Here is a 23,788-nt window from a genome sequence, read left to right as displayed (position 1 = left end):
TATTTGATATATCATCAAGGACTTGTTCATTCATTCTCTTAGGTAGCTGGGAATCTGTTAGAGTATTAGTCTGTAAATAAAAGCTATATAGCATAGATGTTTTTGAATTATGTAACCTATGCCAGCGAATTCCTGTCCTGAAAATGATGCTTATCACGGAAGCTCTGATCCCCTTGACTCTATCTTCACTGACCTATCAGTAGATGAGGAATCAGAAGTAAGGACAGATTCCGCGTCTCTACCACCAGCCCGATTTAAAGGGCGTAGAGGCAAAGCTGCTCTAGTTTTAACTATAGTCTGGAGTGGTACTATTACCCTGCATTTAGTTTCTTGGGGTTCGATATTTGTCCTCGGACTAACAACAATGCTAGGTATTCATGCCTTGGGGATTATTTTTGCTAACCCCCGTCACCATTCCCAAGAGATAGAAGGAGATTTGCCTTTTATTTCGGTGTTAGTGGCTGCTAAAAATGAGGAAGCGGTAATTGGCAGATTAGTTAAGAATCTGTGTAATTTACAATACGGTAATGGTCAATATGAAGTCTGGATTATTGATGATAATAGCACAGACAATACAGCCCAATTACTAGCCGAACTCAAGCAGGAATATCAACAACTCAATGTATTTAGACGTTCCCCGGATGCTAGTGGTGGAAAATCGGGGGCATTGAATCAAGTATTACCTCTGACAAAGGGAGACATTATTGCTGTATTTGATGCTGATGCCCAAGTTACACCGGATTTACTATTACAAATAGTTCCGTTGTTCCAAAAAGAACGGGTAGGGGCGGTGCAAATGCGGAAAGCGATCGCCAATGCTAAAGAAAATTTTTGGACTAAGGGACAAATGGCAGAAATGTTGTTGGATATTTGGTTTCAACAACAGCGCACTGCTATGGGTGGTATTGGTGAACTCCGAGGTAATGGTCAATTTGTCCGTCGTCAAGCGTTGGCAAGTTGCGGTGGTTGGAATGAAGAAACTATCACCGATGATCTCGACTTAACTATTCGCTTACATCTAGATAAGTGGGATATTGAATGTGTGTTTTATCCACCAGTAGAAGAAGAAGGTGTCACCAATGCTACAGCCCTTTGGCATCAACGTAACCGTTGGGCAGAAGGTGGTTATCAACGTTATTTAGACTACTGGGATCTCATCCTCAAAAACCGCATGGGGACAAAGAAAACCTGGGATTTGCTGATCTTTATGCTAACGATGTATATCTTACCTACAGCAGCAGTGCCAGATATATTAATGGCGATCGCTCGTCATCGTCCCCCCGTATTAAGTTCTGTAACTGGGTTATCTCTGGGGATGTCAGTTGTCGGAATGTTTGCTGGTTTAAAACACGTTCGTTCAGATCAACAATTTAAACCATCTACCTATTTAATGTTACTTATGCAAACCTTACGCGGCAGTTTATATATGTTGCATTGGTTAGTAGTCATGAGCAGCACTACAGCGCGAATCTCCTTCCGACCAAAACGCCTCAAATGGGTAAAAACTGTGCATACAGGTGTTGAGAAATAAGGCATCAAAACTAAGCTTTTCCGCATTTAAATTGTATAACCTGTTAGGAGTCTAAATATTGTGAGGTGGGCATCCTGCCCGCTTTGAATATTTAAATTAGGTGGGTTTTAGCTGATCAAATTTGAAGAGTGAAGGATGAAGTTTTTTATCCTTCATTTTTTTATCTCGGCAACCAGTCATCTAAAATTTGTTCTAAAGAAGCAATGGGGATAAGAGGGAATATATCAATGGGAAGTTGAGAACGATCTGATGCTTCTTTTCTGGCATCTTGATAACATTCATCAAATATTTCTAAAATGTAAGGTTTTAAACTAGGACTATCTTTAAGAGATTTTGTAATCTGTCTGCGAAATGTCCTAATTTCCCCTAGCCAATGTCCTTGATTCCGTTCTCTTTCACTATCCCAACATTTGAGTTTTAGTAGATGTACAAGCAGCTTAGTTAATAAACTTTCGATTGCTCGTTTCTCACTTTTACCCATAGTTTCTAATTCTTCTAATAAATTCTCTAAATCAACCACAGAAAACTGTCCTGTGCGAAGTTGGTTAATGGTTGTTCTCAGCCACAGGTAATAATCTTGGTCGTATAAGGTTTGAGTTGTTGGTTGTGTTGATATTTTCATAGAATAGCCTTGGTTTTGCTATCTTTATATTTTAGCTGAATTTAGTCATCAATTCTGATATATTATTAATAATAAGAGATATCAAAAACAACAGGAAGGAAATTAATGGGACTGTTTGATCAAATTCTTGGTGCGGTTAGTAATCCCAATCAACCGGGTGGCTTGGATAATTTAGTAACTATTGCCACCACAGTTAAACAATTAGGTAATGGCGTTGGTGCAGACTCTTCCACCATGCAATCAATTTTATCAGTAGTTGGTAAACAAGTACAATCATCCTTGCAAGCAAAACAAGCTACTAACGGCAGTGAAGCCGTGCAAGATTTTGTCAATCAATTTGCTGGAAATTCAGCCGATTCCCAAGCCGTAGATACCTTATTTTCTCCCGATATTCAAGCAGAAATAGCGGAAAATGCTGCCCAGGGTACTAGCTTAGATGTGAATACGATTCAACAATTATTACCAACTTTAGTGCCTTTAATCTTGAGTTTCTTGCAATCTGGTGGGAATCCCTTACTAAATCAATTTCTAGATGTTGACGGTGATGGTGATGTGGATATTGCTGACGCGATCAAATTAGCTAGTAAGTTTTTAAGAATTTAACCCCCGACGAGAATTTTTGTCGCTGAGAATCCACTGACCGAAATGACGGGACACAAGCCCCGTCCTTCTAGGACGGCTTTTCTTGATTCTTAATATACTCTTTTAATATTTCTAGTGGCGCACCACCGACTGAAGTGGCAAAATAGCTGGGACTCCATAGAGATTCTTTGTGGGGTTTTTTATATCCGGCTTGTCCATATCTGCGGCTAGATACGCCTTTTAGAGCATTTACTATTTGAGAAACAGATAATTTAGGAGGATATTCAATCAGTGCATGAACGTGATTTCCTTCACCGTTGAACTCAAGCACTTTAAAATTCATTTTTTCAGCCACCTCACGAAATGTTTTTTCAATTAAATCAAGACTTTCACCAGTAAACACAGCCCGACGATATTTCGTAACGCAAACCAAATGAATCTTTAAGTCTGTAACGCTGTGTCTTTCTCTTCTGAGGGGACTTGCCATTTTGTGCAGACCAATATATAATTAATTTACAGCCCAATTATAGCATTAACCATGAAAGCCAGATATCAACTCCGTTTCTACCCTACAGACCAACAGCAAAAGCTTTTAGCTCAATTGTTTGGTTGTGTTCGCGTGGTTTGGAATGATGCGCTGGCTATGTGTAAACAAGCAGAAAAACTACCAAGTAACAACGACTTGCAAAAGTTGGTTATTACTCAAGCAAAAAAAACTATTGAGCGGCAATGGTTGTCTGATGTTTCTAATATTCCTTTGCAACAATCGGTTGCAGATTTGGGAGTTGCCTATAAAAACTTTTTTGATTCTCTAAAAGGGAAACGCAAAGGTAAAAAATTAGGTCGTCCTAAGTTCAAAAAGAAGACTAATCAGCAGTCAGCACGATTTAGAATCGGTGGGTTTTCAATCAAAGGGGATGAGGTTTATCTAGCCAAAATTGGTAACGTTAGCCCGATTTGGTCAAGAGATTTACCCTCCGCTCCTAGCTCTGTAACAGTAATAAAGGATTGTGCTAGCCGTTATTTTATCAGTTTTGTAGTAGAAGTTGAACCCGTTAATATTGATGCTAAAAACCAAAGTATCGGTATTGATTTGGGGATAAAAACTTTTGCTGTCATGAGCAATGGAGAAAAAGCCCAAAGCCCCGATTACTCAAAATTAGACAGGAAGATTCGCAAACTTCAGAAGAAATTAGCACGGCAACCAAAAGACTCACAACGAAGAAATAAAACCCGAATTCAAATTGCAAAACTACATAACGAAATAGCTGATACCAGAAAAGACTTTTTGCACAAATTATCCTCCAAAATAGTTAGCGAAAATGAAGTTATCGTTTTAGAAGATTTGAGTGTATCGGGCATGGTTAAAAATCGCAAACTTGCTAGGGCGATTAGTCTTCAGGGATGGAGAGAGTTTCGGACGTTATGTGAAGCTAAATCACAGAAGTTTGGCAGGACATTTCACGTCATTAGTAGATGGGAACCGACCAGCCAAATTTGCTCTGAATGTGGCTACAAATGGGGGAAACTTGATCTAAAAATTCGGTCGGTTAAGTGCCTGAATTGTGGGACTGAACACGACCGAGACGAGAACGCCGCAAAAAATATAAATAAAGTCGGGATAGGGCATTGCCACGACTCTAAACGGGCGCTCCAGACAGAGTAAGACTAGCAACGGTTAGCGTCAGTCAGTGAAGCGTCAAGAATCACCGCACCTTCAGGTCGGTGAGTATGTCAAAAATGATAATTTTAAGAATTGTGAACAATTAGCAATTGAGTTTATGAACGCAGCCGACGATAAAACAATAGTCCGCGAATACTTCAACTCCACAGGTTTTGATAGGTGGCAACGCATCTATGGTGATGGTGAAGTTAACAAAGTCCAGCTAGATATTCGCACTGGACATCAGCAAACCGTGGATAATGTCATCGGCTGGTTAAAAGCTGACAACAATTTACCATCATTATCAATTTGTGATGCTGGATGTGGTGTGGGTAGTTTGAGTATTCCTCTGGCTATAGATGGTGCTAAAGTCTACGCCAGCGACATTTCCGCCAAAATGGTATCAGAAGCCCAGGATAGGGCAGTAAACGCTTTATTCAATACTGTCAATCCCTCTTTTGCGGTACAGGATTTAGAATCTTTGGGTGGTAATTATCACACCGTTATCTGTTTGGATGTTCTCATTCATTACCCTCAAGACAAAGCTGATGAAATGATTTCTCATCTATGTTCTTTAGCTCAATCAAGAATTATTCTTAGTTTTGCACCTAAAACCTTTTTTCTGACTATCCTCAAAAAAATCGGTAGTTTCTTTCCTGGACCAAGTAAAGCCACTCGCGCTTATTTGCATCGTGAAGCTAATGTAATCAAAATTCTGCAAAAAAATGGTTTTTCAGTCCAAAGACAAGCAATGACCCGAACAAGCTTTTACTTTTCCAGTTTACTAGAAGCAACTCGGACATCTGCTTAGTTAGCAAATTCCAATTAATACTTCATTTTCCCGATTTTTGCCAGAAGTCGGGAATTTTGACGTTTTCTTGGGTATTTAATAATTTCTAAGGAGGTTTATGTATAATAGGACTTAGGCATTGACCAAAAATATCAAATATGTATGGCTGTAAAAACCACATTCCTCGTAGGGGTTTAGCAGTGATTATAGGTGTCAACTTAAGTAAGGGCGTATTGCAATACGCCCCTACTTATCTGTTTGCTTCCACACCCGCCCTGAACTATGGCTTACGCCACGCTACGCTATCATTCCCAGGCGGGCTATGGATTTTACGTTAAGTTGACACCAATGGCTAAACCGTTCTATAAAACTTACCCAAAATTACCAAAGTCTAGACACATCTGGACAGCGATAACCTTAGTGCTTATTTCCTGTTTAATCACGGTCTTAGAATGACTTCTAAGAGGTTTGTCCGCTCCACAGGCTATCTCGGTAGAACTTACCGTTTCTGACCGTAGTTCCTAAAAGGAACCGCTACGCTACAGGGATAAAAATATCCGCAAACCATCGGTCAATGTTTTTAGCGGCGTTGAGATTAACTTGTACAGTGTGTAAGTCCTATAGTTTTATTATACCAAAAGATAATTGTTTAATGTTTGGCAAAAAGGAGTATATTAACCTATCTTCAGGAATATATTAATAACTTGTTGAATTTAATACAATCTGTTGTTAATCAATTAGAAAATAACTAACTGTGACTAACTGCCCCTCAATCTCCACTTGTAGCTCACGCTACGCTAAACTATCAGCAGGATGTAATAATTTGATCCATCCCCTTCTGAAAAGATAGATAGAGGAGCTATCAAGACCAACAGGAGAAACGAACAGCAATGTCTGGCTAAGGCCAAACTGCGCTACGAATATTATATAAGGTTTATAGTAGTTGAGTAAATGGAGAAAAAAAATGATGAGCAAAGAAGATTTTCTCTATCCCCGTGGTCGCTATTATGGTCATGTCAAGCCAGAAAACTTGGTATTCAACGCGAATTTACAAGAATTTGCCCAAAAAATTAGTTATATCTGTAACTTAGAAACAGGTGGAAAACTCCCTCCACAGGAGGCTTACAAACAAATTAAATTACTTTGGAAAGAATTAAAGCAATCAAAAAAAGAACTGAAAATTGGTGAACAACCTTTTCAAAGTCACGGTTCTGAAGAAGCTTAATTAATATTAGGGATCATTCTAAAAAGTAGTAATACGGATTAGATGTGAACCAGACCACCCTGAGTGTAGTCAAAGGGTAAACGTTATTTAAGTCATGACACCTTGGGATTCGCTAGTTCCATGATCTGTCGGTACTGATTAAACATTCTGAAAGGAAAGTGTCTTTACCTTAACAAGCTTAGATAACTAGGTTGAAGCAAACTTTACCTCATTGTCTATTTTTTAACACTATCTTTTGATAGTAGTCTTCCAATTGCAGTGTAGCCGATGTCCATCCCCATTTCTCTGCTTCCGCACGGGCATTTTTACGGATAATAGTTATTTCCTGTCGTTGTTTTAACAAACACAAGGTAGCATTAATAGCCTCTTGAATATCAGCTTGTGGATCAAAAAGATATCCATTTACCCCATCTGTCACAATATCAGGTATGCCTCCAGAACGGGCTGCAACCACTGGACACCCGGCAGCCATGGCTTCTAGCAGCACCAATCCTAGTGTTTCAGTGCGGGAAGGAAAAATAAAGGCATCAGCACTGGCAAAAGCAGCGCCTAATTCTTGACCCATCAGATAACCGACAAAATAAGTATTTGTACCCGCAAAGTGTTTTTCCAAAGCTTGGCGGTGGGGTCCATCGCCAACTAATGCTAATCTGGCATCAGGAATGGCTTCGAGAATGGGTTTAATCCGCTCAATTTCTTTTTCGACTGAAAGACGACCAACATACAGCAACAAGGGGCTATCTGGATGCTTTTGGGAAAGATGCGATCGCATTTTGGCACTAGCTAAATCTGGAGAAAATAACTCTGTATCTACTCCTCTTTGCCACAAATCTACCCTTTCAATCCCATGTTCTGTTAACTCCTTCACCATAGCGGTAGAAGTACAAAGATTTAATTCTGCTTGATTATGACCAAGTTTAAGTAACTCCCATAGTAATCCTTCTAACATCCCCAAACCGTAATGCTGTAGATATTGGGGCAAATGGGTATGATAAGAAGCCACCAAAGGAATTTTCAGAACTTTACTATAAAAAATCCCTGATAGTCCGAGAACTGCGGGATTAACAACATGAATAATATCTGGTTGAAAATCTTCTAAGGCATGACCAATGGCAGGGCGGGGCAGTGCCATTTTTAACTCTGGGTAAAGAGGTAAGGGAAAGCCACTAACACCGTAAACTTTTGCACCTTTGTGTTCAGTTATGCCACCTTCGGGAGCAAATACTAAGACTTGATTGCCATGTCGTTGTAAATGGTCAACAGTATGCCGAAGGCGTGTAACAATGCCATCAACTTTAGGTAAAAAGGTTTCTGTAAATAAGGCTATTCGCATATCAAATGATGAGAAGTTCAGAAGTTACAGAAGTTACAGGAGTTCAGAATAGAGGAGAAAGAACAGAAGAAAAGGAGAAGGGAAGAAATTTTCTTCTTACTTAACTCCTGACTTCTGACTCTGTGACTCCTGACTCTGTGACTCCTGACTTCCTATTTTCTATGCCAAGAGACTTTGGGGAGAATCTGTTTGTGATCAACTCGGTGCTGATACTTGACTGCAAAGTTTAACAGTGAATCAAGTAGAGAATCCGAAAGTAGGTGCGGTTGTAAACCCAAATCCAAGAGTTTGGTGTTTTTGGCGTTGAAATAGTGTTCTTCCTTCTCCACCCTGGGGTTAGCGATGTGGTCAATATCCACATTTAGCCCCAAGGCGTTACCGGCGTTTTTCACCATCATCGCCAAATCACCGACGCTGAATAACTCGGTAAATTGGTTAAATACGCGGAATTCTCCTGGTTCGGCAGGATTAGCGATCGCTAATTCAACACATCGCACTGTATCCCGAATATCCAAAAAGCCGCGAGTTTGTCCACCTGTACCGTAGACAGTGAGGGGATGTCCTACGCTTGCTTGAATACAGAAGCGGTTCAGTGCTGTACCAAATACGCCATCATAATCAAGGCGGTTAATTAACAGTTCGTCCATCCCCGTTTCGTCGGTTAAGACACCGTAAACTATCCCTTGATTTAAGTCTGTAGCCCTCAACCCCCAAATTCGGCAAGCAAAGTGGATATTATGGCTATCATGAACTTTGCTCAAGTGATACATTGAACCAGGCTGTTTCGGATAGGGCAAAGTATCCTTGCGGCCATTGTGTTCAATCGTAATGTATCCCTCTTCAATATCAATGTTGGGAGTTCCATACTCACCCATTGTTCCCAATTTCACCAAATGGCAATCTGGGAAATCTTCCCGCATAATGTACAGCAAATTCAACGTCCCAACGACATTATTCACTTGGGTGAGAACAGCGTGTTCACGGTCAATCATGGAAAATGGCGCTGAACGCTGTTCACCAAAATGCACTATCGCAGTTGGTTGAAATTCGTGTAAGGACTTGTGCAGAAATTCGTAATTAGTAATATCACCAATGAACAGATCAATAGACTTACTAGTCAAATCCTGCCATCGTTGAAGACGTTGCTGAATTGGTGCGATTGGGGTAAGAGTTTCTACACCCAGTTCATTATCCCAGTGCCGTCGCACCAAGCTATCTAAAATTCCAACTTCATAACCTCGATTAGAAAGGTAAAGCGCGGTTGCCCAACCACAATACCCATCACCACCAATAACCAGGACTTTCATCTTTACCAGTTTTTACTCGCTGATAGCTAAATCTATCAGGTTTGTGTCCCTTCTTCATCATTAAATTCTGATCAAGACAGGAATCTATTACAGCAGGAGTCACCGAGTCAGGCTGCAACACTCCTGCCCGGAACTTAAGTTCCGGTCTCAAAGCTAAAGTGCATTAAAACGCACGCAGTTTAACTCAAAATCAAAAATCATCCTATTTATTTATGCCAAGGTAGTCGGTTTTAACCGACTTTAGCTTTTAGACAGGGAATTTATTCCCTGGCTGCAAGAAACATCAATTTACGTTAAATTGACACCAATAAGCTTCTACCCACAGAATAAGCCGTGTTGAGTATAACCACCCACAATTGACAACTGACACTGACTACTGACTAATTTTATACTCCTGAGCAATGTAGTAAAACAGCCTGTAATAATTTTTAAAGTCTTGACTCGCGCTTTGTCCTTGCCAGTGATATTCCAAGTTCTCTTGGCTAATAGTCAATTTAATCACAGTCACCTTTTCACCAGCCTCTACAGCCAATACCCCAGGAAAACCTTGATGAGTCTGAAAATTAGGGACTGGCTGGGAATTTTCAGTTAAGGATTTTAATCCAGACTTACTTGCATAAGCACGAATTTCTACGTTTTTTTGGTTTGGTGAAACTAAAACAACACCATCACTATTGTCTGGGTTTCCTGACACCTGCCAAGTATGCGGATAAGGAAACTCAAAACCATAACGCTTATTTTTATAAGAGCATCCGGCAAGCGTAAAACTCAGTGTCTTTAGACCTGAGATATAAGCGACTCGTGCGGTAATAAAGCGCATAGAGTCTTTCTTTTCATGAAGATTGGTTGAGGTGCATGAAGTTTTGTCATCTTTGTTCCTAATAGTGTTATAATGTTCACAACAGGAATGGTAATCAACCTGTATAAAAACCTAACTGCCTAACGGCTTTTCTGGTCCTTGACTCTTGTTGATATGGGGTTCTATTCCATAGTTCTAGTGACTACCCTCCGAATAGGTAAAATCTTCATGGGAGCTAGACAACACAGAATTTAAACTCAAGCAAAATTTGCAGCAATGCGACTACCTTCGGGCAGAGGGAAAGTTAACGCTTGGGGAGAGAACCACCTCTGGTTTAGATACTGCAAGGGATCTGAGCTAAGTGGACTCGTTGAACCAAGAATCTCAGCGGCTAAAGCCAGTGAGAGTGTCAAATCTTGAATTTGGGGGTTATTAGCATTACACCCCCAGAAGATCATCCCTATCCCCACACCTGAAATAATAGCGCACAGCGCCTTGTTTATTTGTACCGCACCCCAAGGCTGTTTCATCATTCAGTTTTAATTAATATATTGGTGGATCGTCTCTTAATCGCTTTGATGTTTCCTGAAGCCGCGCAAAACTTTCTGGGCGCGATCGCTCGATCATCAGTGTTTGTAAAATTGGTTCAAGACAGCGTTTTGCATCTTGATAACCTCGGTTTTGCAAAAGTTGAATCCGTTCGGGACTGAAATCTAATAATGTATTAAGACCACCCATATCTTCAGTTGGACGAATTTCAATAATTGTTTGATTAGGGAAATCATGACGATTCCAAAGTTCACCATTTCCTAAATGAATAACGATCGCATGAGTACAACCGCGATTTGCTAAAGCTTTGAGAGGGACATTATCACCTAACCAACCATCAACATAATGCTTGTCATCAACTTTGCGCGATTTAAATGCTAAAGGAATAGCAGCACTGGCGAGTAATGTTTGATAAATTTCTTCATCAGTTTTGGCTGATTGGACGTGAATATATTCGGCGGACTGTCCAAGATTGGAGGCGATCGCATTGCCTATTGTGGGGACAATCTGACCTGCTTTGTGTGGAGATGGTAGAAAATTGTGGGCTGAAGGAAATGCGGCTACCCATAGTTCGATTCCATTTCGCAGTTGTTCGGCATTGACTGCATTGTGTAAAAATTCATCCAGTGGTCTAGAGTTGCAAAGTGATGCGTCTTCACCTGAGAAATGTAAATATTGTGCCAAGGAATGCAGTGGATATTTAACTAACTGCCAGTTGATAATGTTGGCTTCACCCAGTTCTCTCCATAGTTGCCATAGGCGATAGCTGCGCTCGCCGAAGGCATCGCTTGATTGTTTAAAGGATGTACCAGAAGCAAGGATCGCACCATTGAGCGCACCGATACTTGTACCTGCAATCATCAGAGGTGCAAAGTCAATTTCTGCTAGGTATTTGACCACACCTGATTGGTACGCGCCCTTAGCACCGCCACCCGCCAGCACCAATCCGAGTTTGATTTTGGCTTCTTTCATGTAATAATTTAAATTATTAATCTATTAATTTTATGACGCAAATTGTAACATATTCCAAGAATAAGATCCCCGACTTCTCTGAGAAGTCGGGGATCTGAAACATTGCTGTGAATGCTTAAATCCTAATTCAGACCAAAAACATTAGGTAACAATCATGAATAGAGAATATTTAATCAACTTCCTGAAAAAAAACTTAACCACGATCAAAAGTTATGGTGTAACTTCCTTAGCTTTATTTGGTTCTTATGCAAGAGATGAAGCAAAAAATACTAGCGATCTTGATTTACTCGTAGAATTTCAAGGAAAAGTTACCTTTGATCAATATATGGACTTAAAATTCTTCTTGGAAGATAACTTATCTTTATCCGTTGATTTAGTCACTAAAAAAATGTTGAAACCTCAAATTATTAGTTCTGTAGAAAAAGACGCTATTTATGTCGCGTAGTTTAAAACTTTATTGTGATGATATTTTAATTAGTTGTGATAAAATTATCCGTTATACTCAAGGATTAATGATAATAGTTTTTTTGCTGATGAATTAAGATTTGATGCGGTAATTAGAAATTTATCAGTGATTGGGGAAGCAGTTAAACAAATTCCTCCAGAAATAAGAAATAAATATCCGCATATTGAATGGCGCAAAATTGCTGGATTGAGAGATATTTTAGTTCATGCTTATTTTTCTTTGGAGGACGAGATTATTTGGGACATTATTCAAACTAAAATTAGTCCTTTAAAATCAGCAATTTTAATTATTATTTCTCAAGAATTTTAAGTTAGTAACTAAAAAATCACTAAAGGTTATTTATTCGTAGCGATAGCGTAAGCGCTGCTGCAAGCAGTTCGCTTGTTGCCAACTGGTGACGATATCTTCTTTTTTAATTCCTGCCTCGATGAGTGTATATTTTGAAGATAATATATGCTTCTAAAATAGAGTCAATTGTTCCGAACCATCCAAGCCAATTTTGCGAGGCATCCTTTTTTGGTCATCTTTCAGTCCGCCTAGATTTTTGATGTTTTCTAGAATTGTAGGAATGCAATATTCAGTCATTTCTTCTCGGATCTTTTGGGAATTGAAACGAATAGTTCGCCAACCAACAGTCTCAAGATCGTTATCCCTGAGATTATCCTCAGCAATACGGTCTTTGGCTGAATGCCAAGTATCCCCATCTGTCTCTGCATCTATTTTTCCTTTTTCACAGTAAATGGCAAAGTCAAGGAGATAGGTTTTATCTTTAATTTTCTCTTCCTGTTGACGCTCGGCATCTATAGAATAACGCTTGAATTCAGCCCAAAGCTTATCTTCTAATGGGCTTTCGTCCCATAGATCGTTAATTTCGGCTGCATTTATTAGCTTTTCCCAAGTTGTAGGAATGAACAATATACGTCTGAGCCTACGGCTATAGATTGACTGCGGTAGTTTTTCCATAGGGTGTATGTCTATTTTGTAATAACGTTTCTGACTTTTGGAGTTTGGTGATTCATCAGGAAAAAGCTCATGTCTGAAAGTCTGACTAATAGACTTTATGGAAGCATAGTAATTGACGGCAAATGCCTCATCACGAAAAACTTTTGGCTGATAAAAGGCTAACCATTTTGGTTCCCAAACATTACGTTGTTTAAGACGTTCCACTTGATCAGCAGGAATCCGATACCAGTTTTGCTCACAGGCAATTTTCATGTCCGATTTTGCTGGCATTATTACTACAAGTACTTCGCCACGCTTTGCCATTTTTAACCTATTCCTAATAACCTCGAAAGTATTCTAGCTATTTAGTTGTCTATCTAGTTAGTATTATAGGCGATAAAGTAAGTGCTGGTGCAAGCAGTTCGCTATTATTAGCAAGTTGTTGCGGTCTATTTTGGAGAATATTTACACTACTTTGGAGATCCTGCGATCGCTTGTTGTCAACTGGTGACGATATCTTCTTTTTTGATTCCTGCCTCTATGAGTGTATCAACTAATCCTTCTTCAAAGTTACCTTCTTCGATGATAAATTAATTTTATTGCGTTGGATTGCAATATTCCAGATTAGTTTTTGAAAATGTTTGAGATACATTGAGATACATTGCTTGACGTATTACGCGAAACGGAATAGAATTTGAATATGATTCAATCTTTCCGATGTAAACATACGCGATCGCTGTTTGAAGGGGGTGATCCATCCCATTTTCGTGCTTTTAAAGATAGTGCAATTCGGAAGTTGACTCAATTGGATGCGGCTCAAACCTTAGAATTCCTGCGTTCTCCACCAGGCAACCAACTTGAAGCATTAAAAGGCGACAGAAAAGGACAATATAGTATTCGGATTAATTCCCAGTTTCGATTATGTTTTATCTGGACAAATAATGCTCCTACTGATGTTGAAATTGTTGATTATCACTCATAAATAACCCATGACTAATCACCCAGTTAACCAAATGCGTCCCGTTCACCCAGGCGAGATTCTACGGGAAGATTTTCTTACTCCTCTTAATATGAGTGTGAATGCTTTAGCCTTAGCCTTAAATGTTCCTGCATCTCGTATGCACGAAATTGTTAAAGAACGTCGTTCTATTACTGCTGATACGGCGGAAAGATTAGCGCGGTTCTTTGGGGGTGATGCGGCTTCTTGGCTTAATCTTCAAGCAATTTATGATCTAAAAACGTTACCTAACCGTGATGAGATTATTCAACGAATTCAGCCCCGTATCTCAGAACAAATTGCCTGATTTTCAATAGGATTAATTACATTTTTAAAAACAACAATATCGCACTCAACTTTCTCAAAACTCGGTAGGTTGGGTTAAGGTACGAAACCCAACAAATTCAATGATAATGGTATTAATTCATTTTGAAAAAGGAATATTGTTTGTGTAGAAATGTTGGTTTTCCTTTTGTCAACCCAACCTACGAAGCTAAAATTAGTCCTCTGAAATCAGCAATACTGCTTTTGTATTAAGCGTTTGTGTCTAGGAAATAATCGGAGTCTATGATTTGCTCTGGGGTGAAGGGACATTCTAGGGGAAAGGTAGTTAAGGGTAGTTTTGTTTCCCTGGCGGCGTTTTTTCGTGCTTTCTGATAGCACTCGGATATATTGTCTTTAAGGAATGGATTTAAGCTAGGACTGTTTTCTAAGACTAATTCGAGTTCATTTCTTTGGGTTATTATAGTTGAAGTCCAACTTTTTGTTTTCTTTTTTGGTTGATATTTATACTTTAATAGGTGCATGATTAAAACAATTAATCGGCTTTTAATTTCCCGTTTGTCATTGCTCCCCATTGATTGAACTTCCTCAATTAGGTTTTCTAGGTCTAGGTCTTGAATTTGTCCATTTTTGAGTTGGTTAACAGTTTGTTCTATCCAAAGATTAAAGTCGGTTTCATACAGACTCGTGGTCATAGGTTATTCTCCTAATAATTTTAGAGGGGATATTGTTTGTCTAGAAATGTTGGGTTTCCTTTTGTCAACCCAACCTACGAAGGGCGATTAGACTAATGTTATTAAATTGAGCCTATCGCTTGCAGTTTCATTGACAATGCGTTCCACAAATTCTCTTTTGCTGGTAGTCGGATAAATCATCACATTGGGGTAGTTACGGCATAATTCAAAGGCGGTTTGGGCTAGATTTTGGGGCTGTTGTTGTTTGGGTAGTTGGGCTAATTCTAGGGTTTTCCCAAGGGTAAATAAATAGAGAGTTTTCCCTAGTCTTTGTTCGCAAATAGATTCTACTTCCAACAAATAACCGGCAAGTTCTTGGTTTTCTGGGGATGTTTCGCTATATGAAAGGTTGAGGAGTTCGATTAATGAAAAATGGTTATCGGGGATTGTGTTGTCCGTTGCAAGTATTCTATCGCTTATACTTTGACGCAGTTGGCTGTCTTTACCTTTGGTGATTAATCGTTCGTAGTCTATCCTCGACAACATTCACTAAATTTAAGGGGATGTAGAAACCCCATCTTCAACGAAGTAAGATGGGGTAGTTCATAGACTTATCCTCACTAGGTCCAGGGGTATCCACCAGTGCCAAAGTCCCCAAACCCGAATCTTTTAGAGATGATAATTGTCGCGGAAAAGGAACTTCAATCCGAGGAATTTCAGACAAGGAAGACAAAAAATCTGTAGCTACACCAAAAATACCGCACAACCGCAGTAGATCATTTATTCTGATTAATTCAGCTTGAATACTATTTGATTCTTCCACCTCAGATTGAGAAGAAACAGAACTACTGTTCAAAATTTCCCTAATTACATTCTCGCGGGGAAAATCATTTTTAGTAGCCTGTTCAACAGCTTCTTTTAAACCAATTCGTTGCAATTTCTGATGTAATTGTCGCCAAACCTCTCGCAAAAGCGTCATCAAAGCCTTATCCAGAATCAACTTAGGACGAGTTACCTCACGAGAAAAAACAATCTCCGTAGGTAAAACCGTCATCGCATCATTACGACTAGGTAATAAATCCTGTCCAGCGATCGCATTAATAATAGTAGACTTACCCGCACTGGTTGGAGCAACAATCGTCAACAATAATCTTAAAACGGCACAGGACGAAGCTAAACGACGGCAGATAATATTTTCACCAGATTATCACAAAGAGTACATACCACTTTGTGAAATATATCCAGACAAAATCCAAATCCCCACAAAAATCCTGAAAATCCCTAAATCCTAGACATCCTGATATGGCTTGCGCCACGCTACGCTATCAGACAAAATCCTAGCTACATTACGAAATGTAACAAAATCAACGTTAAAACGCTTTACCATCTTGACAACTAAGAAAAAAGCCGATAAGGTGGTTTACATACCCGGGTAAGACCACTAGAAAGTTGTATGCAAACTAAGCAAAAGGTTACGTTATATTTATCACCGGAACTGCACAGAAGACTAAAAATTCGTTCTGCTGTTGACTCAGAACCGATGTCAGACCTTGCTGAACGTGCGCTTAATTTCTACCTGATGAACTCAGAAATAGTAGAAGAGATAGAAGCGTCTTCACATGGTCGAACTCACCGGGTTTATTCCTGTCCCACTTGCGAAACTTCACTTGTATTACGTGATGGTGAACTACTGAACTTGGGCAATCAACCAGGAGTAATTGGTCAAAACCCTCTATCTATTGATAGTAGAGAAAAAGATGAAACTCCTCCCAAGGGTGAGGAAGAATTAGTTCCTTGCTAGATAGGAATTAAGAATGATTAATCTATAGTATGGTTTAAGGCCACGCTATGGCTGAATGGCTTAAAGCCAGGCTATCGCTAATCGGTACTGTCTCTATAAGGTCTCAAGTAGGTCGATAGTATGAAAGAAGAGCTCAATATTTTAATTCAAGCTCAATACCCTCTAATCTACCTTGTGACCTCCGAGGAAGAGCGGGCAGAGCAGGCAATTTTTAAAGTCTCCCAAGAGTTAAAACCCCCAAGACGAGTATTTATTTGGACAGTAACTCACGGTATCGTCGAGTACGGTCAACCCCGGAATACTACTCAACACAATACTGTTTCTCCCGAAGCAGCGATTGATTGGATTATTCGGCAAAAAGAACCCAGTATATTTATTCTTAAAGATTTACATCCCTTTATTGATGCGCCAGCAACAACTAGATCGCTCCGGGACGCGATCGCTAGTTTTAAAGGAACGCAAAAGAACATTATCTTAATGTCTCCCATGCAGCAAGTTCCGATTGAACTAGAAAAAGAAGTTGTTGTTTTAGATTTTCAATTGCCTGATATGGCTGAGTTAAATAAGGTTTTAACTGCCCATCAAGAGCAAAATCGTGGACGACGGCTAACAACCGAGGCGCGAGAAAAGCTTCTCAGAGCCGCTTTAGGTCTAACTAAAGATGAAGCTGAGAAAGTCTACCGGAAAGCACAGGTAACAACTGGGCGATTGACGGAAGATGAAGTTGATATCGTTTTATCCGAGAAAAAACAACTCATCCGTCGCAACGGTATCTTGGAGTACATCGAAGAAGATGAAACCATTGATGCTGTTGGGGGCTTGGAAGAATTAAAAACCTGGCTTACCCAACGCTCTAACGCCTTTACAGAAAGAGCGAGAGAGTATGGGTTGCCCCAACCAAAGGGAATGTTGATTCTTGGTGTTCCCGGTTGTGGTAAGTCACTCATTGCCAAAACTACCTCCCGTTTGTGGGGTTTACCAATCTTGCGGTTAGACATGGGGCGGGTATACGACGGCTCAATGGTGGGTCGGAGCGAAGCTAACCTGCGGAACGCCCTAAAAACAGCAGAATCAATTTCCCCAACGATTCTGTTTATCGACGAGTTGGATAAATCCTTTGCGGGTAGCGGTGGTTCAGGCGATTCTGATGGGGGGACATCAAACAGAATTTTCGGCTCTTTCCTGACTTGGATGCAAGAAAAGAAATCTCCAGTGTTTGTAATGGCAACTGCTAACCGCGTAGAACGCCTACCTGGAGAGTTTTTGAGGAAAGGGCGCTTTGATGAAATTTTCTTTGTGGATCTGCCCACACCTGAAGAACGTCAGGATATCTTTGGTATTCACCTGACTAAACGCCGGGAAGATATTGCTAGATTTGATCTACAACAACTAGCAAAAATGTCAGATGGCTTTTCAGGGGCAGAAATTGAACAAGCGATAGTGGCAGCTATGTATGAAGCCTTTGCCCAAGATCGGGAGTTCACCCAATTAGATATTATTGCTGCATTGAAGTCTACTTTGCCGCTGTCACGAACGATGCAAGAACAGGTCACAGCCTTACGAGACTGGGCCAGACAGCGTGCTAGACCCGCAGCCTCCTCTGTTGCTGAATATCAGCGCATGGAGTTTTAAAAGCTTTCCTCTGCCATGTCAGGGGGGAAAGGTTAGTCATAAGGCTAACAAATAGAAAAAAGCCGTTCCCAAATCATGCGGCTTGGCTGAAAAAGAACCGTTGTCGTTTTTCTCATCAATCTTCTTATTGGAGGAAACCCAAATGTCTCACTTTAGCACTCTGCGTACCAAGATCACCGATGCCGAAATTCTCAAATCTTCTTTGCGCGATTTAGGTATCAGCGTAAAGACTGAAGCTGATGTTCGTGGTTATAACGGTCAGCGTCTCCGTTCCGACATCGTTGCCGTATTGGAAGGCGAGTACGATTTAGGTTGGTCTCGCAACAGTGACGGTTCTTTTGACCTCATTGCTGACCTTTGGGGTGTTGCTAAGAAGCACAACCAGACCGAGTTGATCAACTCCATTAATCAAAAATATGCCGTTAACAAGACTTTGGCTGAAGTAAAACAGCGCGGTCTGCAAAACGCTAACGTTAAGTTAGTCTTGCAGTAACAATTTCTCTAGCGCATTCCCAAAGCGAAACGGGTTAACCTTCTAATAAGCGGTTAGCCCGCTTTTTTTTTGTCTGAATCAGGATATCCAGGATTTGAGGATGTACAGGATTTTGTGATTTGAGTACACATTTTAAATCCAGGACTCTAATACAAAAGGGGAAACTTGCTGAATACGTCGAAAATCATTGTCTGTGGAAACTATAGTTAAATTATAGTGGATGGCGGTAGCCGCTATCCAAAGATCGTTATCTCCAAAGCCTAGAGTTTGGATATTAAATTTTCGCCGTTCTGCTTTTTCTTTAGGACCAAATGTATTAATAAGTTTGCCTTTGAGATCGCCGTAAATGTCTGATATTGATAAATTAATAGGGTAGAGATCAATGCTGTTTAAAAAAGCTTTCACCTGTTGGATATTGGCGGCTGTTTGTTGAGATTTGGCTGCCATGTAAAGTAATTCTCCACGGACAATGACGCTAGTAGCAACGCCGGCTTCGCTGTGGAGTTCTAGCTGTTGGATAAGATTAGTTTCACCAAAGATGATGCGACTACAGTGATTAGTGTCTAAAAGATACATCAGAATTCAGCTTCAGATCGGGTATCATAAACAAGCTGGAGACATTTCTCAAAGTCATCACCTTGCCAAGTTCCAGCAAATTGTAGTAAATCTTTGGCTTTAGATCCGCGTAATATTGGTTCTCCATCTTGTACAGGAATACTGCTTGATTTAATAGCAGAAGCATTTGTTTTGGTTTTGAGATATTCGAGATAGTCGAGGGTTTGTCCCAGAATAGGTTCTGGTGCATTTTCAATTGACGCAATGAGTTTTTCTTTAATGGTGGTCATGGGGGGTACTAGGGAAGTATGGAAATAAAAACTTTCTGGCAGTAAGACGTAGTAACTATTAAAACTCAATTCATACCTAAGTTACTGTTAAAACTGTCAATAGTTCTATTATATTATCTAGATTTACTTCCAATATACTTAAATATGGGTAATTAACAGGATAATATGTCTAATATTCGACTAATGAGACTTAGGCAACAAAGACTACTTTATGAAAATTGACACAGAAGCGATCGCTACGGTAGACAAAGAGATCACTCCTCCAAAACCTCACCCTCTTTAGACTTAAGCAACTTCAGCCTATTTCCTTGTCGAGTCTTCGCAGCAGCTTTAAGCAGCTTCAACTTATAAGCATCCACATCCTTACACCAACCTAACTTATAACCATTGATTACAGTATAATTTTCCTTTAAACATTTTTTCCAGCCAGAAAGACGACTAATACTTTTCCAATTATCCAAAAGTCCTCTATCTTCTTCTTGATAACTTAACTTCACAAACTTCTCATACTGAGGATAATCAGCAGTAACTAAAGCCTCAATTTGATGTAAAATTGGTGGGTCATCTTCCAGATCATAATCTTGATAAGTAACGTGCAAATCTCGCAAATCAATTGTCATCACCTTTGATAAAATTGGATGCGGATTAATATCAAAATCAGGATAAAATAAATAGGAAATCTTCGCTGTTTTCAAATGAAACTTAATCACATTTGCTTCTTCTAACCGTCCAATAGTCCGACTCGCGCAACCTTCATAAAGACGTAATAAAGGATCAACCGCTTGTAATGCAGAAATATGCACCCAAAGAGAATTAGCTAATTTTTTGCCTACTTTACTTTCTAGACAACGTTTAATAATTAATTCTGTATTTCCCAAACTTTTTAACATTAAATCTGCATCTATACAAGCTTGTTTATAACTACTATATAAACCCAGAATATCCTCTTGTACTGCGGGAGCTAATTGTCCTAATCGCGGACGACGGCTAAAATTACATAATGCTAAATATACCATCAAATCTTGACGGCGTTTATCAGCGATCGCTTGCCATTCTTCCGAATCAGTTGCCTGGATAATCACATTAAAGGCTCTGCGTAAACTCCCAAATTCCGCAGCAATTTCCGCTTCTTGAGGCAATTCCCCCTTAATAGGCATTCGTCCCCGTTCCGTCAGAAAATTCATCAACGGCGTTAACAATTCCTGATATTCCTCAAACCGCTGCACACAAAGACGGATTCTCGGAGTAGTCGCCCGGGAACGAAACCGAGAAGCGCGAAATAACTCAGCTTCCGCTTCATCTCGAAACACAAAATAAACCCCCAAAGCCACAGGAATTGCATCCACTCCTAACACTTGATCAATGTAAACTTTTAATTCTTCCTGTTCATAATATTTCTGGAATGTGTTACGATTGGTGATGATGCCATCACCATAAGCAATTACACCCCGCTTAATATCAGATATCAACACTTGAGCGGCTACTAACAGCACCTTTTGCGTCAGTTCCCAGGCTTGTATCAAAGCTTCCCGGCGCTCGCTCTGATGTTCAATCACATTGATCACAAAACCAATATTCACAATATCCGCAGCTATCCGAGGCGTATCTGGCGCATAATAAGGGTCCCAACCACAACTTATATAACCCTGGTCAGCCATGCGGTTAACATCTCCACCATGTCCACAACCATAATCAAAAAAGGTGGCTTCTGGACTAAATAAGCTTGATTCCAATGCTAACCGCACAGGACGGGATAAATCAGGACGAATAATAGCAGCTTTGTGACGCTCTATTTTGGGAACTATATTTGTAGGTATCGGACTATTTTCCCGTTTGATTAAGCGGTGTCCTTGAATTTCCACACCATAAACTTGTAACCGTTGTTCCCAGCCTAACTTAGTCCCAATCCCTTGAGGATGATTAAGTAAACCTAAAGCAACTTGAGCGCGAGTTAAAGCCGCAAATTCTGCATAGAGGGGATATTCTGGAGTCACAAAGGTTTCTTTACGGTGAAGAATGGGGGGATTTTCCGAGTTGCTGTAATCCCGATAACCAACTTCTAGAGTTTCTAAATCAACCTGAATACTAACTTGTAAAGTCGGATGGGCATCAGTATCAAAATTAGGATAAAATAGATAAGAAATTTTTGGTTTATTAGTGCTAAATTTAACTAAGGTTGCCGATTGAACTTTAGGTAAAGCACTAGTTTGACTTCGCTTAGTACAAGTCCGGGCGTGGCTTTCATATTCCTGAAGCCAAGGATCAAGAGTATGTAATGCTAAAATATGAATGTAAAAAGCATCAGGTAACATTTTGCCAACAGAATTGTTTTGGCAATATTGAATGATGTTACTCAAATCAAGAGAATGAAATGTTGAGAGATTTTCCTCAACTGTATTTTTTATGTTATCAGGTTGAACCATTACTTTGTCATCTTGTAAAAATATAGATAACCTGGTTACATTTACTTTAATATAAAAAATCTCAAATTGGAAGTTAATAAACTTGAGGAGAAAGGTAAAAAACATCTCAAACCCCTACTCCTCACTTTTGTCTGTGTCCTAGAGTAGTTGGTTATTGTCTTGATAAATTTCAGTCAAAAGAGTGAAAGGCTTAACGAAAGCAGCAATAACCAATATTTTTACCAATTACCCATTACACAATTTTCTAACTGTTTGTAATAAGCTTTATGGAGATGAAGTAAATTTTTGTTAATTTATATAACTTGACATTTCTTCATTTTTAGCAAGATATTTATTCACTTGTTAAATTTTTAATAATAGTTATATCTTGTTATATATTTATGCAGTCAATCAATATTAAAATTGTGTAATCTGAGAAATAACTAAATTAATGATTAACATAGAGGTCTAATGACTCCCACAATCATGCGTCAGTTTTGGTCTATAGTTGAAGCCACTCACACAGTAACACTCTTACAGCTTGATGATGCTAGTTTGGTACAGTGGTTACTCAAACAAATCACTAATCAAGCTTTCTTAGATGCCCATGAAATTAATTTTCTTTGTGACTACATTCAATCTCGGCTGAGTCTGATTCGTGATTTAGCTTATGAACGCCAACAATCATAGTTGGTATCTATTTTATTTATGTAATTTTTGGTGTTAAATAACCTTCCACTAAGCAATCAGAACCGACAACACGCCAAGTTACCCGCTCCAAAGATAAGGCTTGAGTCATATTAGTTAAACCTAAGTCTCCCACAGGTGTAGGAGCATAATCGCCACCAATAATTTTAGGCGCGATAAATGCCATAATTTTTTGAACTGCGCCTTGAGCGATCGCACTAGCTGCTAAAATACCACCACATTCCCATAGCACGCTACAAAAACCCCGCTTATATAAATGACCCATAACTGCTTCTGGTGTGAGTGAATTAAATACCACCACTTCCACCCCTTTCTGCCGCAGCATTTTTTGAAAAGTCTCTGAACTCCCAACTTCCGTTACAACCAAAGTAGGAGCTTCCTGAATATCCCATAGGCGAGCTTGTTCTGGTAAATTCAGACTACGACTCATCACCACTCGCAGGGGATTATGAGCCTCCACTTGATGGCTAGTTAAATAAGGATTATCTTGTCTAACCGTGTTCCCACCAACAATTACAGCATCACAAGCAGCTCGCAATTGATGAACCTCAGTGCGAGCATCTTGATTTGTTACCCAAGCACTATGACCAGCGGTAGTGGCGATTTTGCCATCTAAGGTCATAGCATATTTCAAAATCCCTAAAGGTCGTTGATAGAGAATACGATGAATAAAACCTTCATTTAATCGCCGACAAGCCGATTCCTCTACTCCAACTATCACCTCTATACCAGCAGCCCGGAGCCGCGCAATCCCACCACCAGCAACCAAGGGATTAGGATCAACCATCCCCACTACCACCTTAGATACACCAGCATTAATCAACCCTTCAGAACAGGGAGGAGTGCGTCCATAGTGGTTACAAGGTTCAAGACTCACATAAATAGTGCTTCCTCGCGCCCGTTCTCCTGCTGCTCTGAGGGCAAAAACTTCGGCGTGAGGTTCACCAGCACGGGGATGAAACCCTTCCCCCACAATCTTTCCATCTTGAACAACCACCGCCCCCACCAGGGGATTTGGTGAAGTCCGTCCCAAGGCAGTGCGAGCTAATTCCACACACCGCAGCATCATCTGAGAGTCAAAGTTATTACAGACCATTTCTTTGACTACAAATTGATTGTTTTGGGGTAAAGATACAGATGTTGGAGAGACTCCGGAAAAATTATCCATTTGAC

General features: G+C 39.9%; 28 protein-coding genes and 1 pseudogene. 13 read left to right on the top strand and 16 right to left on the bottom strand.

Features of this window, described 5'->3' with window-relative positions:
- Positions 1–118 precede the first annotated feature (118 nt).
- On the top strand, positions 119–1,531 hold the full coding sequence (locus tag EZY12_16735) for a glycosyltransferase family 2 protein (protein ID QSX66449.1): 1,413 nt from the start codon (positions 119–121) through the stop codon (positions 1,529–1,531).
- A 160-nt stretch (positions 1,532–1,691) separates the two neighbouring features.
- On the opposite strand, the gene EZY12_16730 is transcribed toward EZY12_16735, so the two are convergent.
- Entirely contained in the window at positions 1,692–2,153 is a 462-nt protein-coding gene (locus tag EZY12_16730) for a DUF29 domain-containing protein (GenBank protein QSX66448.1), read from the bottom strand.
- Between the two features lie 105 nt (positions 2,154–2,258).
- Here EZY12_16730 and EZY12_16725 point away from each other — a divergent pair, with 105 nt between their 5' ends.
- Positions 2,259–2,756, top strand: coding sequence for a DUF937 domain-containing protein (locus EZY12_16725; protein ID QSX66447.1), 498 nt, complete (start codon positions 2,259–2,261; stop codon positions 2,754–2,756).
- Positions 2,757–2,823: 67 nt separating this feature from the next.
- On the opposite strand, the gene tnpA is transcribed toward EZY12_16725, so the two are convergent.
- Positions 2,824–3,222 carry an IS200/IS605 family transposase gene (tnpA, locus tag EZY12_16720; GenBank protein ID QSX66446.1) on the bottom strand — a complete coding sequence of 133 codons (399 nt, stop codon included), beginning with the start codon at positions 3,220–3,222 and terminating at the stop codon, positions 2,824–2,826.
- 51 nt (positions 3,223–3,273) lie between these two features.
- Between tnpA and EZY12_16715 the strand changes: the two genes are divergently transcribed.
- The 3 genes from EZY12_16715 to EZY12_16705 all read left to right on the top strand — a co-directional run bounded on the left by EZY12_16715 (position 3,274) and on the right by EZY12_16705 (position 6,413).
- Positions 3,274–4,401 (top strand): transposase, encoded by a 1,128-nt coding sequence (locus EZY12_16715; GenBank protein QSX66445.1) that lies wholly within the window; start codon positions 3,274–3,276, stop codon positions 4,399–4,401.
- A 115-nt stretch (positions 4,402–4,516) separates the two neighbouring features.
- Positions 4,517–5,209 carry a magnesium protoporphyrin IX methyltransferase gene (locus tag EZY12_16710; GenBank protein QSX70709.1) on the top strand — a complete coding sequence of 231 codons (693 nt, stop codon included), beginning with the start codon at positions 4,517–4,519 and terminating at the stop codon, positions 5,207–5,209.
- Positions 5,210–6,155: 946 nt separating this feature from the next.
- Positions 6,156–6,413 carry a hypothetical protein gene (locus EZY12_16705; GenBank protein ID QSX70708.1) on the top strand — a complete coding sequence of 86 codons (258 nt, stop codon included), beginning with the start codon at positions 6,156–6,158 and terminating at the stop codon, positions 6,411–6,413.
- Positions 6,414–6,621: 208 nt separating this feature from the next.
- On the opposite strand, the gene EZY12_16700 is transcribed toward EZY12_16705, so the two are convergent.
- The 6 genes from EZY12_16700 to EZY12_16675 all read right to left on the bottom strand — a co-directional run bounded on the left by EZY12_16700 (position 6,622) and on the right by EZY12_16675 (position 11,373).
- A complete protein-coding gene (locus tag EZY12_16700) occupies positions 6,622–7,746 on the bottom strand; it encodes a glycosyltransferase family 1 protein (GenBank protein QSX66444.1) in 1,125 nt (374 codons plus the stop codon).
- 152 nt (positions 7,747–7,898) lie between these two features.
- Positions 7,899–9,053: an NAD-dependent epimerase/dehydratase family protein gene (locus EZY12_16695; protein ID QSX66443.1), complete on the bottom strand. Its 1,155-nt coding sequence runs from the start codon at positions 9,051–9,053 to the stop codon at positions 7,899–7,901.
- Positions 9,028–9,174, bottom strand: a complete 147-nt coding sequence (locus EZY12_16690; GenBank protein QSX66442.1) for a hypothetical protein — start codon at positions 9,172–9,174, stop codon at positions 9,028–9,030. The genes EZY12_16695 and EZY12_16690 overlap by 26 nt, the downstream gene beginning before the upstream one ends.
- A 252-nt stretch (positions 9,175–9,426) precedes the next feature.
- Complete coding sequence (locus EZY12_16685) at positions 9,427–9,873, bottom strand: hypothetical protein (GenBank protein ID QSX66441.1); 447 nt, start codon at positions 9,871–9,873, stop codon at positions 9,427–9,429.
- Between the two features lie 236 nt (positions 9,874–10,109).
- Positions 10,110–10,385, bottom strand: coding sequence for a hypothetical protein (locus tag EZY12_16680; protein QSX66440.1), 276 nt, complete (start codon positions 10,383–10,385; stop codon positions 10,110–10,112).
- A gap of 10 nt (positions 10,386–10,395) precedes the next feature.
- The gene (locus EZY12_16675; GenBank protein QSX66439.1) at positions 10,396–11,373 is read right to left on the bottom strand and encodes a patatin-like phospholipase family protein; all 978 of its coding nucleotides are present in this window, start codon (positions 11,371–11,373) and stop codon (positions 10,396–10,398) included.
- A 154-nt stretch (positions 11,374–11,527) separates the two neighbouring features.
- On the opposite strand from EZY12_16675, the gene EZY12_16670 reads away from it, so the two are divergent.
- Positions 11,528–11,818, top strand: a complete 291-nt coding sequence (locus EZY12_16670) for a nucleotidyltransferase family protein (GenBank protein ID QSX66438.1) — start codon at positions 11,528–11,530, stop codon at positions 11,816–11,818.
- Positions 11,808–12,148: pseudogene (locus tag EZY12_16665) on the top strand (DUF86 domain-containing protein). Before EZY12_16670 ends, EZY12_16665 begins: the two are co-directional and overlap by 11 nt.
- 150 nt (positions 12,149–12,298) lie before the next feature.
- Here the strand turns inward: EZY12_16665 and EZY12_16660 are convergent.
- Positions 12,299–13,105 carry a DUF559 domain-containing protein gene (locus EZY12_16660; GenBank protein ID QSX66437.1) on the bottom strand — a complete coding sequence of 269 codons (807 nt, stop codon included), beginning with the start codon at positions 13,103–13,105 and terminating at the stop codon, positions 12,299–12,301.
- Positions 13,106–13,481: 376 nt separating this feature from the next.
- Here EZY12_16660 and EZY12_16655 point away from each other — a divergent pair, with 376 nt between their 5' ends.
- The gene (locus tag EZY12_16655; protein ID QSX66436.1) at positions 13,482–13,763 is read left to right on the top strand and encodes a type II toxin-antitoxin system RelE/ParE family toxin; all 282 of its coding nucleotides are present in this window, start codon (positions 13,482–13,484) and stop codon (positions 13,761–13,763) included.
- A gap of 7 nt (positions 13,764–13,770) precedes the next feature.
- Complete coding sequence (locus tag EZY12_16650; GenBank protein QSX66435.1) at positions 13,771–14,085, top strand: HigA family addiction module antidote protein; 315 nt, start codon at positions 13,771–13,773, stop codon at positions 14,083–14,085.
- 226 nt (positions 14,086–14,311) lie between these two features.
- Here the strand turns inward: EZY12_16650 and EZY12_16645 are convergent, their stop codons facing one another.
- From EZY12_16645 to EZY12_16635, 3 genes are all read right to left on the bottom strand, one after another.
- Positions 14,312–14,755, bottom strand: coding sequence for a DUF29 domain-containing protein (locus tag EZY12_16645; protein QSX66434.1), 444 nt, complete (start codon positions 14,753–14,755; stop codon positions 14,312–14,314).
- 87 nt (positions 14,756–14,842) lie between these two features.
- Positions 14,843–15,280, bottom strand: a complete 438-nt coding sequence (locus EZY12_16640; protein QSX66433.1) for a hypothetical protein — start codon at positions 15,278–15,280, stop codon at positions 14,843–14,845.
- 34 nt (positions 15,281–15,314) lie between these two features.
- Positions 15,315–15,878, bottom strand: a complete 564-nt coding sequence (locus EZY12_16635; GenBank protein ID QSX66432.1) for a dynamin family protein — start codon at positions 15,876–15,878, stop codon at positions 15,315–15,317.
- A 309-nt stretch (positions 15,879–16,187) separates the two neighbouring features.
- Between EZY12_16635 and EZY12_16630 the strand changes: the two genes are divergently transcribed.
- From EZY12_16630 to EZY12_16620, 3 genes are all read left to right on the top strand, one after another.
- Positions 16,188–16,535: a hypothetical protein gene (locus EZY12_16630; GenBank protein ID QSX66431.1), complete on the top strand. Its 348-nt coding sequence runs from the start codon at positions 16,188–16,190 to the stop codon at positions 16,533–16,535.
- Positions 16,536–16,655: 120 nt separating this feature from the next.
- Positions 16,656–18,167: an AAA family ATPase gene (locus tag EZY12_16625; GenBank protein QSX66430.1), complete on the top strand. Its 1,512-nt coding sequence runs from the start codon at positions 16,656–16,658 to the stop codon at positions 18,165–18,167.
- Between the two features lie 142 nt (positions 18,168–18,309).
- On the top strand, positions 18,310–18,660 hold the full coding sequence (locus EZY12_16620) for a DUF1257 domain-containing protein (protein ID QSX70707.1): 351 nt from the start codon (positions 18,310–18,312) through the stop codon (positions 18,658–18,660).
- A gap of 132 nt (positions 18,661–18,792) precedes the next feature.
- Here EZY12_16620 and EZY12_16615 read toward each other — a convergent pair whose 3' ends face one another.
- From EZY12_16615 to EZY12_16605, 3 genes are all read right to left on the bottom strand, one after another.
- Positions 18,793–19,236: a type II toxin-antitoxin system VapC family toxin gene (locus EZY12_16615; GenBank protein ID QSX66429.1), complete on the bottom strand. Its 444-nt coding sequence runs from the start codon at positions 19,234–19,236 to the stop codon at positions 18,793–18,795.
- The gene (locus tag EZY12_16610) at positions 19,236–19,505 is read right to left on the bottom strand and encodes a hypothetical protein (protein ID QSX66428.1); all 270 of its coding nucleotides are present in this window, start codon (positions 19,503–19,505) and stop codon (positions 19,236–19,238) included. The genes EZY12_16615 and EZY12_16610 overlap by 1 nt, the downstream gene beginning before the upstream one ends.
- A 254-nt stretch (positions 19,506–19,759) precedes the next feature.
- Positions 19,760–21,928: a DNA phosphorothioation-associated putative methyltransferase gene (locus EZY12_16605; protein QSX66427.1), complete on the bottom strand. Its 2,169-nt coding sequence runs from the start codon at positions 21,926–21,928 to the stop codon at positions 19,760–19,762.
- A gap of 450 nt (positions 21,929–22,378) precedes the next feature.
- Here EZY12_16605 and EZY12_16600 point away from each other — a divergent pair, with 450 nt between their 5' ends.
- The gene (locus EZY12_16600; protein ID QSX66426.1) at positions 22,379–22,597 is read left to right on the top strand and encodes a hypothetical protein; all 219 of its coding nucleotides are present in this window, start codon (positions 22,379–22,381) and stop codon (positions 22,595–22,597) included.
- Positions 22,598–22,613: 16 nt separating this feature from the next.
- Here the strand turns inward: EZY12_16600 and ribD are convergent, their stop codons facing one another.
- Entirely contained in the window at positions 22,614–23,783 is a 1,170-nt protein-coding gene (gene ribD, locus EZY12_16595) for a bifunctional diaminohydroxyphosphoribosylaminopyrimidine deaminase/5-amino-6-(5-phosphoribosylamino)uracil reductase RibD (protein ID QSX66425.1), read from the bottom strand.
- Positions 23,784–23,788: the final 5 nt, after the last annotated feature.

It is taken from the genome of Dolichospermum sp. DET69, assembly GCA_017355425.1.
Lineage (GTDB): Bacteria > Cyanobacteriota > Cyanobacteriia > Cyanobacteriales > Nostocaceae > Dolichospermum.
The sequence above is the reverse complement of the archived record's forward strand: the minus strand, read 5'-3'. Positions and strand labels throughout refer to the sequence as shown.